This is a genomic window from Pseudomonas sp. EA_5y_Pfl2_R50, from assembly GCF_963970475.1.
In the GTDB taxonomy this organism is placed as follows: domain Bacteria; phylum Pseudomonadota; class Gammaproteobacteria; order Pseudomonadales; family Pseudomonadaceae; genus Aquipseudomonas.
Map to the genome: position 1 here is coordinate 529,601 of NZ_CAXAPT010000001.1, position 12,201 is coordinate 541,801.

The 12,201-nt window shown below is 60.0% G+C and carries 11 protein-coding genes; 6 read left to right on the top strand and 5 right to left on the bottom strand.

Translation table 11 applies throughout. The features are described from left to right. The first annotated feature begins 151 nt into the window (after positions 1-151). Positions 152-625, top strand: coding sequence for a GNAT family N-acetyltransferase (locus tag AACY19_RS02370; protein WP_339447540.1), 474 nt, complete (start codon positions 152-154; stop codon positions 623-625). On the opposite strand, the gene AACY19_RS02375 is transcribed toward AACY19_RS02370, so the two are convergent. From AACY19_RS02375 to AACY19_RS02385, 3 genes are all read right to left on the bottom strand, one after another. Next, positions 607-1,392 (bottom strand): sulfite exporter TauE/SafE family protein, encoded by a 786-nt coding sequence (locus AACY19_RS02375; protein ID WP_339447542.1) that lies wholly within the window; start codon positions 1,390-1,392, stop codon positions 607-609. The two genes, AACY19_RS02370 and AACY19_RS02375, sit on opposite strands and share 19 nt — an antisense overlap. A gap of 227 nt (positions 1,393-1,619) precedes the next feature. After that, on the bottom strand, positions 1,620-2,834 hold the full coding sequence (locus AACY19_RS02380) for an MFS transporter (protein ID WP_339447544.1): 1,215 nt from the start codon (positions 2,832-2,834) through the stop codon (positions 1,620-1,622). A 165-nt stretch (positions 2,835-2,999) separates the two neighbouring features. Continuing rightward, complete coding sequence (locus AACY19_RS02385; protein WP_339447546.1) at positions 3,000-3,749, bottom strand: hypothetical protein; 750 nt, start codon at positions 3,747-3,749, stop codon at positions 3,000-3,002. Between the two features lie 244 nt (positions 3,750-3,993). Here AACY19_RS02385 and AACY19_RS02390 point away from each other — a divergent pair, with 244 nt between their 5' ends. The 3 genes from AACY19_RS02390 to AACY19_RS02400 all read left to right on the top strand — a co-directional run bounded on the left by AACY19_RS02390 (position 3,994) and on the right by AACY19_RS02400 (position 6,600). Beyond that, entirely contained in the window at positions 3,994-5,142 is a 1,149-nt protein-coding gene (locus tag AACY19_RS02390; protein WP_339447548.1) for an aldose epimerase family protein, read from the top strand. Between the two features lie 139 nt (positions 5,143-5,281). Next, a complete protein-coding gene (locus AACY19_RS02395; RefSeq protein WP_339447550.1) occupies positions 5,282-6,103 on the top strand; it encodes an aldo/keto reductase in 822 nt (273 codons plus the stop codon). Between the two features lie 26 nt (positions 6,104-6,129). Beyond that, entirely contained in the window at positions 6,130-6,600 is a 471-nt protein-coding gene (locus AACY19_RS02400; RefSeq protein ID WP_339447552.1) for a DUF1810 domain-containing protein, read from the top strand. On the opposite strand, the gene AACY19_RS02405 is transcribed toward AACY19_RS02400, so the two are convergent. After that, positions 6,565-8,925, bottom strand: a complete 2,361-nt coding sequence (locus AACY19_RS02405; RefSeq protein ID WP_339447554.1) for a DNA polymerase II — start codon at positions 8,923-8,925, stop codon at positions 6,565-6,567. The genes AACY19_RS02400 and AACY19_RS02405 overlap by 36 nt on opposite strands. Before the next feature lie 198 nt (positions 8,926-9,123). On the opposite strand from AACY19_RS02405, the gene AACY19_RS02410 reads away from it, so the two are divergent. Beyond that, positions 9,124-9,564 (top strand): CBS domain-containing protein, encoded by a 441-nt coding sequence (locus AACY19_RS02410; RefSeq protein WP_339447556.1) that lies wholly within the window; start codon positions 9,124-9,126, stop codon positions 9,562-9,564. A gap of 45 nt (positions 9,565-9,609) precedes the next feature. Here the strand turns inward: AACY19_RS02410 and AACY19_RS02415 are convergent, their stop codons facing one another. Continuing rightward, complete coding sequence (locus tag AACY19_RS02415; RefSeq protein ID WP_339447558.1) at positions 9,610-10,233, bottom strand: glutathione S-transferase N-terminal domain-containing protein; 624 nt, start codon at positions 10,231-10,233, stop codon at positions 9,610-9,612. 1,108 nt (positions 10,234-11,341) lie between these two features. Here AACY19_RS02415 and AACY19_RS02420 point away from each other — a divergent pair. Continuing rightward, entirely contained in the window at positions 11,342-12,166 is an 825-nt protein-coding gene (locus tag AACY19_RS02420) for an energy transducer TonB (protein ID WP_339447560.1), read from the top strand. Positions 12,167-12,201 lie beyond the last annotated feature (35 nt).

A 12,201-nucleotide genomic window follows, 5' to 3' on the forward strand; every position in this document is an offset into this window, starting at 1 on the left:
GGAGTGACCGGCAAATATGTCTCGCCTGATCAGAAGCTTAGGACAGGCACGACATTGCGCAACATCACAGACGTGATCGCAACCCGGATTTGATTACCTTTTATGACCGCATTAGGGTGGCTGCTCTGCCAACGAAATGGAGTTCAGCCGCATGCACATCGATTACCTGTGCGATCACCCCGAATTGATCGAAGAACTGGCGACGCTCAACTTCAAGGAATGGGGCGAGTTTCGTCCCGGGCAAACCGTCGAGGACCGTATCGAGCACATGCGCGCAGCGTGTGGCAAAGGCGCAGTGCCCAGCGTGGTGGTGGCGCTCGAAGGTTCGCGTCTGCTCGGTGGCGCATTGCTGATCAAGAACGATCTGACATTGCGGCCAGACCTGACACCCTGGCTGGCCGGGGTTTATGTGAAGGCTGAGGAGCGTGGTCGCGGGATTGCTTCGCAACTGGTCAATCGGGTGGTCGAAGAAGCCACGGCGCTGGGTGTGCGGGAGCTGTATCTGTACACCGACACGTCGCAGTCGCTGTATGCGCGACTGGGTTGGGAGGTGCTTGAGGAACTGGTGTACGAAAACTTGCCGGTGACGGTGATGAAATACACCACTCAGAACGCCAGTTTGTAACCGATCAACACCAGCATCGTCGCCAGGCACGGGCGCAGCACTTCATCGGAGATGCGTCCGGTCAGGTGGCTGCCGAGCCAGATGCCTGGCAACGAGCCCACCAACAGGAAGCCCAGCACGCCCCAATCCATGTTGCCCATGCTCGCGTGGCCCAGACCGGCGACCAGGGTCAGCGGCACGGCGTGGGCGATTTCGGTGCCGACCAGACGGCGGGTCGGCAGCAGCGGATAGAGGATGAACAATGCGACGGTGCCGAGGGCGCCGGCACCAATCGACGTCAGCGCGACCATGCTGCCGAGGATCAGACCGGTGATCACGGTCATCGCGTTGAGCCGGGCACCACTGGGGTTGTAGTGGCCGCCGGCGCGTTTGTGGGCGAAGTCGAGCAGGCGTTTCTTGAAGAAAATCGCCAGCGCCGTGGCAAACAGCACGAAGCCCAGCGCCTGTTTGATGATGGCGTTCATCGCGTCCGGCGCGGTGTGCAGGGTGCTGAGGAACCACAAGGTCAGCGCCACTGCCGGCACGCTGCCGAGGGTCAGCCAACCGGTGATGGCCCAGTCGATATTCTTGTTCTTGCGGTGAACGAGGACGCCGCTGGATTTGGTGATGGCCGCATACAGCAGGTCAGTGCCCACTGCCGTTGCCGGGTTGATACCGAACCACAGCAGGATCGGCGTCATCAACGAACCACCGCCGACACCGGTCATGCCGACAATAAAACCCACGACCAGCCCGGCGATCACCAGACCGAAATTTGCCAATTCCATTAAGACGTCCAGAAAAACGACATGAAAAATCTGGCCCGCAGCATAGCGATTTTTCTTATAACTACATATATCGATGCGGTCTATCGTTATGCCACATCGAACTCAGCGCGACTCTGGTGGGAGCGCGCTTGCTCGCGAAGGCGTTGTGTCAGTCGACAAACTGATTGCAGATCCACCGCTTTCGCGAGCAAGCCCGCTCCCACAGGTTTAGGCCGCAGCATTGACAGTCAGTGCACCCGCCGCCCCGGTTTAAAGCTGTGCTGGCTGTTGATCCACACCGTGACCAGGGCGATCAGCGACAGAATCAGCAACGCCCACGGAAACGACATTGCTCCGGCCCGATCCAGCAACAAACCACCGAACAAGCCGCCGCCGGCAATCGCCACGTTCCATGACGTGGTCAGCATCGCCTGCACCACATCGACATGCTCGCCCGCCGAGTCCGCCGCGGAGGTGAGCAGCAAGGTGGCCGAGCCGCCAAACGACAAGCCCCACACCGCCATGCTGGCGTAAATGATCAGCGGTGACGGCGCTGCCAGCGCGAGGACCAGCGCCATCAGCGCGAACACCGTGAGGCTGATCAGTGTCAGCCAGCGCAACCAGCGATCCACCAGCAGACCGATGATCCAGATCCCCCCAAGCGAACACAGGCCAAACACCAGCAGCACCAGATCGACCCGATCAGCCAGCCCGGCCTGGGTCAGGAACGGCGCGATGTAGGTATAAAGAATGTTGTGGCCGAGCATCCACGTCAGCACCACAAACAGCACCGGCCGCACGCCGGGCAGGCGCAAGGATTCGAGCAACGGCAGACGTTGCTCCTGTGTTTGCCCCGGACGATCCGGTACGGCGAGGACGATCCACGCCGCCAGCACCAGCGCCAGCGCCGACATGATCCCGAACGATGCACGCCAGCCGATCAGATTGCCCAGCCACGTCCCCGCCGGCGTACCCAGTGACAACGCCACCGGCGTGCCGAGCATCGCCAGCGCCAGCGCACGCCCCTGCTGGTGCACTGGCACGATCCCGCGCGCATAACCGGCCATGATTCCCCACGACAACCCCGCCGCCATCCCGGCCAGAAACCGCGAGGCAAGGGTCAGGCCGTAATGACTGGAGAACGTGGTAATGGTGTTGAACACAAGAAAACCACCGACCGTCATCAACAGCACCCGCCGCCGAGGCCAGCCGCGCGTGGCGACCGTCAGCGGAATGGCCGCGACAATCGAACCCAGCGCGTACAGCGTCACCAGTTGCCCGGCGAGCACTTCGCTGACGTTGAGTCCGGCGCCGATTTGCGGCAGCAACCCGGCGGGCAGGGTTTCGGTGAGGATGGCGATGAACCCGGTCATGGCGAACGCCAGCAACGCGGCATAGGGCAGTTTTTCCGCACGGGCGGTGCGGTCGACGCGGCTGAAATCGGCGCTTGCGGGGTCGGTCATGACGGGTGCAGCTCCATGCTGATCAATAACGGTGACGGATTGTATACAAAAACCCTGTGGGAGCTAGCCCTGTTAGCTCCCCCATTGGATATTTGCCACACCCTAAATCCCGGCCGTATCTCCAACCGGTATTGAGCTCCCACTGGGGTAAGCAATGCTTCGAATTCACTGCACCGGCAGGAAATTCAGGAACAGCAAACTCTGCGCGTAGTTAAGGCCGATGCGCCGGTAACGCTCGTCGAGCATCTGCGTGATCAGATCCAGTCGCGCAACGATTTTGCCGAACTCGGTGGCGAAGCTGAGGTTGGTGCCCTCCTCCGAGATTTCATTGGAAAACAGCAGCGGCTGGCCTTCCTTGTTCTGCCGTTGGGACAGAATCCACGTGGCTTTTTCGATATTGCGGGCGGCGTTGTGCACGAACGTCGGGTTGATTGCGTCCGTCATGTAGAACTCGGTGCGATTGCCGTGGGCGGTGACGAGCATGCTGCCAATCGCATAGATGAACGCGCCGACGCGGTCACCGAGAAATTCCGGACTCATTGCATAGCTGAGCGCTGCCAGATCCTTGCGACCGCCGAGCACCGGCAGCGGCTGTTGCTGCTCGATGGCCAGGCGCACCTGCTTCACCGCAGCATGAATGTTGAGAAAACCGGATTTGCGCAGCTCATCCGGGTTGCGCAGGTACAGCTTGGCTTGCAGGCGGTACAGGCTGCCGAGGTTGTCGCGCATTGCCAGGGTGGCCATGCGGTCGACGCTGGTCTGCAGGAATTCCTGCGGCTTGCCCTCACGCATCTGATTGAAGAAGCCGTTACCGTCCTGATGGCTGCAACCGCTGAATAACAGCGACAACAGACAGACGAGCAATACGCACGGACGACGAAAAAAAGGGGCTGTCAGATGAAAAGCGCTCGGCATGAATTCTCGATCAGGCACGTTCCTGTGCGGCGGGAGTCACCGCATCCTGGCCATGGATAGAGCCGCCGATTGCGAAAAAGTGCAGTGGTGCATATGAACAACCGACCTCCGGCACCTTCGCCACAACCAATTAGTCTGTCTTTATTGTTGAAATAAACGATTAATCAGCTATAAATTTCTTTCTAGCCGATAAATAGCCTGACTAGTTACGCTTTAAAAACAACAACAACAAGGAAGGTCTACCATGCTTCAATCCCGTCACCTGCTCTCCGGCCTCGGACTGTCCCTGATGATCGCTACGCTTTCTGCCCAGGCCGCAGGCCTGACCGCCGAACACAAATCTTTCGGCAAAACCAATGACGGCACGCCCGTCGAGCAATACATCCTGCGCAACAGCCACGGCATGCAAGCCACCGTCATCACCTACGGCGCGACGCTGCAATCGCTGAAAGTGGCGGACAAGCACGGCAAGTTCGACGACGTGGTGCTCGGCTTCGATGATGTGCAGGGCTACCAGAAAGGCACTGCTTACTTTGGCGCGACCATCGGCCGCTTCGGCAATCGCCTGGCTGACGGTGCGTTCGAACTCGATGGCAAACGCTATCAAGTGCCGCAGAACGACAAGACCAACGCGCTGCACGGCGGCACGCAGGGTTTCGACAAGAAGGTCTGGAAGGCGCAAGAAACCAAGGACAAGGACTCAGTCGGCGTGACCCTGACCTATCTGTCGGCGGACGGCGAAATGGGCTTCCCCGGCAATCTCACCACTGAGGTGACCTATCGCCTCACCGACAACAACGAACTGCGCATCGACTACAAGGCCAGCACCGACAAACCGACCGTGCTCAACCTGACCAACCACAGTTACTTCAACCTCGCCGGCGCCGGCAATGGCGACATCCTCAAACAGATCGCAACCCTGCACGCCAGCCACTACACGCCGGTGACGGCCAAGCTGATTCCAACCGGTGAACTGGCGCCCGTGGCCGGCACGCCGATGGATTTCACCCAACCCACGGCGATTGGCACGCACATCAAGGCTGATCATCCGCAGCTGAAATTCGCCGAACCGCAACAGGGTGGCTTCGATTTCAACTGGGCGCTGGACACCAAGGGCGATATCACAAAAGTCGCCACTGAAGTCAGCGATCCGCAGTCCGGTCGCGTTCTGCAACTGTTCACCACGGAACCGGGCGTGCAGTTCTACACCAGCAACTTCCTGGACGGCTCGGTCAAGGGCAAGGGCGGCAAGGTGTATCCGCATTGGGGCGCGTTTACCCTGGAGACCCAGCACTATCCGGACTCGCCGAATCAGGCGAACTTCCCCAGCACTCGCCTCGATCCGGGGCAGACCTATGCTCACAGCGTAATACTCAAGTTCTCCGCAAAATAACCTGCCTCGCCGTAACGGATCGTTCCCGCGCAGAGCGTAGGCACGATCCGGCTGCGTCTGATCTGAAAGCATTCGGAACGATCTGGTCTATCCTGCTGCCAATTAAAAGGTAGCGAGACATTTCAGATAGGAGGTTTGAATGCGTACCCTCGAACTGGCCGGTGTGCAGGTTCCGCTGATCGGCCAAGGCACCTGGCGCATGGGTGAAGACCGCTCGGCGCACAAACGTGAAGTCGCCGCGCTGCGCAGCGGGATCGAGTTGGGCATGACCCTGATCGACACGGCGGAAATGTACGCCGAGGGCGGCGCCGAAAGCGTGGTCGGCGAAGCGATTGCCGGCATTCGCGATCAAGTGTTTCTGGTCAGCAAGGTCTACCCGCACAACGCCAGCCGCAAAGGCATCCCGCAAGCCTGTGAGCGCAGCTTGCGCCGGCTCGACACTGACTACATCGATCTCTATCTGCTGCACTGGCGCGGCCAGTATCCGCTGGAGGAAACCGTCGAAGCCTTCGAACGCCTGCGCGAGGACGGCAAGATTGGCCGTTGGGGCGTGTCGAATTTCGATGTCGACGATCTCGAAGAACTGTCGAGTTCGGCCTGTGCCACCAATCAGGTTCTTTACAATCTCGAAGAACGCGGCGTCGAATTCGACCTGTTGCCGTGGTGCCAGCACCAGCGCATGCCGCTGATGGCCTACTGTCCGATTGGTCAGGGTGGCGCGATGCTCGCCGAACCCGTGTTGAACGACATTGCCATTCGTCATGGCGTGACCCCGGCACAGGTTTCGCTGGCGTGGATTCTGCGTCAGGATGGCATCATTGCGATCCCCAAGGCTGTGCGACCCGAGCACGTGCAACTCAATGCACAAGCGGCGCAGCTGCAACTGGAGGCCGGGGATCTGGCGGCGCTGGACCAGGTGTTTCCAGCGCCACAACGCAAGCAGCGGCTGGCCATGGTCTGAGCCGCTGCCGACTGGCGGGCTTTGCGATGAGAAGCACTGATCAGTACGACCCGTTCAACCTGCAACGTTTTGTCCAGGCACAGGACCCGGTGTTCGAGCGCGTGCAACGCGAGCTCGCCGAAGGCCGCAAACGCAGCCACTGGATGTGGTTTGTCTTTGCGCAGTTTGCCGGCCTGGGCGGCAGTGAAACGTCCCGGCGCTTCGCCATCGGTTCAGCCGAAGAAGCCCGGGCCTATCTGGCCCACGAGCAGCTCGGTGCACGGCTGCGTACCTGCACGCAGTTGGTGCTGAACGTGCAACAGCGTTCGATTGCGCAGATTTTCGGCCATCCCGACGACCTGAAATTCCATTCCTCAATGACCCTGTTTGCACAGTTTGCCGCTGAGGACAGCCTGTTCAATCAGGCACTGGAGCGCTATTTCCACGGCATTCTCGATGAATGGACGCTGCAACTGCTCGACTTAGAACAGGCCCAGTTGCCCACCGATCAGGGTTGAGAAGTCGTCGTCGACAAACGGCAGAATGGCGTCGGCCACCGGTTGCAGCTGGCGGGTGATGTAGTGGTCGTAGTCGATGGCCGCACGACGCACTTCCAGCGGTTCCGGGCCGGCCAGGGTGATGACGTAACTGATCCAGCCACCGTTCTGGTACTGGCGCGGGCGCCCGTGTTGCGCGTTGTAATCATCGGCCAGGCGCGCCGCGCGCACGTGCGGCGGGACATTGCGCTCGTAATCGTCGAGGGTGCGACGCAGGCGTTTGCGGTAGACCAGTCGATCATCGAACTCACCGGCCAAGGTCTTGCGCACATAGTCACGCACGTAATCCTGATACGGCTTGCGCTGGAAGATCCGCTCGTAGAGTTCCTGCTGGAATTGCCGGGCCAATAGCGACCAGTCGGTGCGCACGGTTTCCAGGCCCTTGTAGACCATTTCATCGCTGCCGTCTGCGCGGGTGACGAGACCGGCATAGCGCTTTTTGCTGCCCTCCTCCGCGCCACGAATGGTCGGCATCAGGAAGCGTTTGTAGTGAATCTCGAATTGCAGTTCCAGGGCGCTTTCCAGGCCATATTCCTCGCGCACGTACTCGCGCCACCAATCATTGACGTGCTTGACCAGCGCATGCCCGATGTTCGCTGCCTCTTCCTGCCCGTGCGGGCGACGCAGCCAGACAAACGTCGAATCGGTGTCGCCGTAGATCACCTCGTGGCCTTGCTCTTCGATCAGCTTGCGCGTGCGCAGCATGATTTCGTGGCCGCGCAGGGTGATTGACGACGCCAGCCGCGTATCGAAGAAGCGGCAACCGCTGGAACCGAGCACGCCGTAAAAGGCGTTCATGATGATCTTCAGCGCTTGCGACAACGGCGCGTTGCGCTCGCGTTTGGCGGTCTCGCGGCCCTCGGCAACGCGCGAAACAATCGAGGGCAGGCAATGGCGGGTGCGCGAGAACCGCGCGCCACGAAAACCCGGCACCGAATCGGCATCATCCGGGTGCTGCAAGCCTTCGATCAGTCCCATCGGGTCGATCAGAAAAGTGCGGATGATCGACGGATACAGACTCTTGTAATCGAGCACCAGCACCGATTCGTACAGGCCCGGTTGCGAGTCCATGACGAAACCGCCGGGGCTGGCCTGGGGTGGATTGGTGCCCAGGTTCGGCGCGACGAATCCCTGTCGGTGCATCAGCGGCATGTACAAGTGAGTGAACGCCGCCACCGAACCGCCACTGCGATCCGCCGGCAGTCCGGTGACGCTGGCGCGCTCGAGCAAAAACGTCAGCAGCTCGGTCTTGGCGAAGATTCGCGTGACCAGTTCGCAGTCCTTGAGGTTGTACTTGGCCAGCGCCGGCTTGTCCTCGGCGAACATGCGGTTGATTTCGTCCATGCGCTGGTACGGGTTATCGATGGACTTGCCCTCGCCCAGGAGCGTCTGCGCGACATTCTCCAGACTGAACGAAGGAAAACTCCAGGTCGCCGAACGCAGGGACTCGATGCCGTCGATGATCAGGCGTCCCGCTGCCGAGGCGAAATAGTGGTTACGGCTGCCGTGTTCACGCCACTGCATTTCTTCGCCGCCACGGCCGATCTTCAGCGGCACACCCAGGCGCCGGGCGTGCTCGTGGAGGATGCGCAAATCGAACTGCACGACGTTCCAGCCAATGATCGCGTCGGGGTCGTGGCGGGCAAACCAGTCGTTGAGCTTCTTTAAAATGATGGTGCGCGAGTCGCAATATTCCAGATCGAAGTCGACGATGCTGGCGTCGCCGTTGGGTGTACCGAGCATGTACACCTGGCGCTGGCCGCAGCCTTCGAGGGCGATGGAATACAGCTCGCCGGTTTCGGTGGTTTCGATGTCGAGCGAGACCAGCCGCAGATTCGGCCGGTAATTCGGCGCCGGTTTGAGCTGGGCGTTGCGCAACACGCCGTCGGCATCGGGTGTTCCGCTGAACAACACCGGGGCGGTGATGAAGCGCTCCATCAGATAGCGTTCCGGCGGCCGCACGTCTGCCTCATAAACGTCGACACCGTTGCGATTGAGCGCGGTTTCCAGGCGCATCAACTGGCCGTGTTGCTGGCAATACAGGCCAAGCACCGGGCGATGCTGGAAATCCTGCAGAGCCAGCGGGCGCAGTTCGACGTTCTTTTCGTCGTGCAGCAGACGTTCGGCAACCGCCCGCTGCTCGGCGGGGATAAACGCCACTGACGGTTGGTGCGGCAAGCGCACACGGCGCGGCCCGGCGTCGGTCGCCAGCCAGAACTCGACTTCGGTGCCGGCCGGTGTATCGCGCCAATGCCGGGTCAGGACGAAGCCCTGCGGTAAATCCACCACTGCAACCTCGGAAACTGAAACAGAGGGGCATTCTACGCGGCATTGCGTGGGATGACCCTTGGGATAAATCGACGCCAGCCGCGGAAAAAACCGGCAAATGACGTTTTTTGCGTGCTATCTGCCGCTTTGCCACCTTGCCCTGCGCGCTTGCGTCTACGATGCTTGGATAACAACTACAACACCTGAGTAACCGCCATGAAGACCGTCGCCCAACTGCTCAAGCTCAAAGATCAGATAAATCAGGAAGTGCACCAGATCAAGCCTGATCACATGGTGCTCGATGCGCTGAGGAAGATGGCCGAAAAAAACGTCGGCGCCTTGCTCGTGGTCGAAGACGAGCAAGTGGTCGGCATCATCAGCGAGCGCGACTACGCGCGCAAACTGGTGTTGCATGGCCGCTCCTCGGTCGGCACGCCGGTGCGCGACATCATGGTCGCGAACGTCATCACCGTGGACACCCATCAAACCGTCGACACGTGCCTGGGCATCATGTCCGACAAACGCCTGCGCCACTTGCCGGTGGTGGAAAACGGAAAGTTGATCGGCCTGCTGTCGATTGGTGACCTGGTCAAGGAAGCCATTGCCGAACAGGCGGAGTTGATCAAGCAGTTGGAGCAGTACATTCGCGGGGAGTAAATCCCGCAAATTCACCGCAATCCCCCACATTTGATTTGGGGTGGGTCAGGCGGGCCAATGCCGCGCGAAAACCGGCGCCAGCACCGGGTGCCGGTCGATGCGTTGCAGCCACGCGTAGAAGCCGGGTCGGGACTGGCGCAAATGCTCACGACTGCCCGCCCAGCGCGTCACCACCGCCGCCAGCACATCCAGCGCCCCTGGCGTTTCGTCGTCCAGATACAACGCGGCGGAAAACTGGTCGGCAAACACCTCCCAACACCAATGCAAACGCTCACGCGCACCGGCCATCAGGTTCTGCCGTGAGGCTTCGTCGGGCATCAGCAGCCAGCGCTCGGGGTAATCGATGACGCCGATGGCCGCGTAACAATTGCTGACGATATAAACCATGCCGCGAATGGCCTGGTCGCGGTCTGCGGCCCCGGCGGGCAGCAGGCCCGATTGCGGGAACGCCAGGCCCAAGTGAATCAGGATCGCCGCGCTCTCGGTCAGTGCACTGCCGTCGGGCAATTGCAGGGTTGGAATCTGTTTCAGCGGGTTGAGTTTGGCCAACGCTTCGGCGGCCTCGGTACTGGCTTCGATATCGATGAAACGGTAGGCGATCTGGCACAACTCCAGCGCCGCTTCAATCGCGGCTGCGCCCGAATTTCTGTGCCCGTAGAGCTGGTACATAGCCGATCCCCCGAATTGAGCCTTTGCCAAGGGTAGATGGCGGCAGGCCCGATGTAGAAAAATTCTGCATGTGTGTCGGTTTTGGCACGTTTTTCCCATGCCATCGCGACTTGCGAATTCAAACCTCGCAAACAGCGCTGATGGTGCCCATCCCGCACCAAGAGCAATCATCGAACGCTATCCGCGTTCTTGTAAGGTGCGATACCGAACCAAAAGTTCGTGTGTCCGAGCTGGCAATAAGGAGTTCACCGCGTGAATCTTCAATCGCTTTGCCGCATTACCCTCTTTTCGCTTATTCCTGAACAGCGCCGGGTTCACCTGAACAGTCGCGTCTGGCTTCGCACTTACTTTATTACCTGAGATAACGAGAGCACACGGCATTCGGCAATGGATCATTGGCCGACGGCAGCGTGCTATTTGTTTTTTAAATATGACCGACTAGTTGTTGCGCAACGGCTTCAGCATTTGAACGGAAAGAGGATTGTCGAACAATAACTTTCAGGTTCTTTGCAAGTGCACCAAAACCGTTCCACCGACTTCAATCGCTCGATACATCAAACATTGATTTCGTTTAAACAAAAACAAGGAACACGCCCCGTGACCCGCTAAAACATTGACCCGCACCAATTCAGTCCGCCGCGCACCAGCAAGTGCCCTGGCCGCAAGCCAAGCAGCCGCTCTATTCCGCCGTTCAGCCGGATAGCGCGCTTAGCCTGACTCGCCTCTGAAAAAGCTCTGCCAGACAGAGTCACGGATGGCTGCGCCCCGCAGAAAAACGGCGACGACGGTAAAACTTATATAAATGCGACACGGGTAACACCGATGAAATAACAGCGCGACATTTCGGCAATATCTGGCACAACCGTTGCTATGTATCAGGAATGAGACAGCTTGATGTCTCAATCAAATAAGAGAATCACCAGGGATCGGGTATATGAACAGACGAAGTCGATGGCGCTAAGCCAGTAAGTTTGCACATGCCTTGTTAACCGGATAGTCCAACTATCGGCTTGTGCACACCCCTAAGAAAGTTGCACCCATTCACTCGAACATCACTTACATGTTCGGACGGCACCTTATTGCCCTTCATCAACCCGAGGGAGCTTTAATGAACGATGCGGTAAAGCACAGAACCCTGCCGGGCCCGTTGCGGGAAGCGCCGATCCCGTCGCCCTCGGACCGGCCGGCCTTTAAAGCCAACACCTCGCAACCCGGCGGGTTGAATAAACAGCAAATGGTGTTGCTGGTGGCTGTGTCGGCACTGATACACGGTGGCGCCTGGTGGTTTCTCCAGCAGTCGCGAACCGAGCCATTGCCGACGCCCCCACAGATTCCGGAAATGACCGTCGAGCTGACCAGCCCGACGCCACCGGCACCGCCCACGCCAGAACCGCCACCACCGCCGCCTCCACCGCCCCCGCCGGAGCCTGAACAACCGGTGGAAGACGAAGACGCGGTCAAGCCGCCCCCCAAGCCGGTGGAGAAGCCCAAGCCCATCGAAAAACCGAAACCGGTCGAGAAGCCCAAACCGGTGAAAAAAGTCGAGCCGCCAAAAGCCCCGCCCGCTCCGGCACAACCCGCTGCGCCTGCCGCACCGGCCACCCCGAGCGCGCCGCCAGCGCCTGCTGCCGCCCCTGGGCCGGTGAAGGAGTCGGCGGCGATTTCCGGCCTCGCCAGCCTCGGCAACCCGCCACCGGAATACCCGTCGCTGGCGCTGCGACGCAATTGGGAAGGCAGCGTGGTGCTGCGCATTCAGGTGCTGGCCAACGGTCGCGCAGGGACGGTCACAGTGACCAAATCCAGCGGCAAGGCACAACTGGATGATGCCGCCGTCGCCGCCGTGAAGAACTGGAAATTCATTCCGGCCAAGCGCGGAGACACACCGATTGACGGCTTCGCCACCCAGACCATCGATTTCAAATTGCCGCAATAACCAAACGCTCAATCAACGCACAACCGAATAACGCA